2 tRNA genes are annotated in these 265 nt (G+C 53.2%); both read left to right on the top strand.

What is annotated here, in order from left to right:
• Positions 1 to 49: 49 nt before the first annotated feature.
• Positions 50 to 126 (top strand) — tRNA-Arg (locus UJ203_RS20805).
• A gap of 23 nt (positions 127 to 149) precedes the next feature.
• Positions 150 to 226 (top strand) — tRNA-Pro (locus UJ203_RS20810).
• The last annotated feature ends 39 nt before the right edge of the window (positions 227 to 265 follow it).

Genomic DNA, 265 nt, shown 5'->3' on the forward strand with positions numbered 1-265 from the left:
GTAGGTGACTACCGTGCCGGTTCAAGTCCGGCCCTCGGCATTATAATTTGCGCCCGTAGCTCAATTGGATAGAGCGTTTGACTACGGATCAAAAGGTTAGGGGTTCGACTCCTCTCGGGCGCGCCATATATTTTATCGATATGGGAAATCGGGAAGTAGCTCAGCTTGGTAGAGCACATGGTTTGGGACCATGGGGTCGCAGGTTCGAATCCTGTCTTCCCGACCATTTTTATGGGGCCTTAGCTCAGCTGGGAGAGCGCCTGCT

It is taken from the genome of Bacillus sp. V26 (genome assembly GCF_034296245.1).
Taxonomy (GTDB): domain Bacteria; phylum Bacillota; class Bacilli; order Bacillales; family Bacillaceae; genus Bacillus; species Bacillus halotolerans.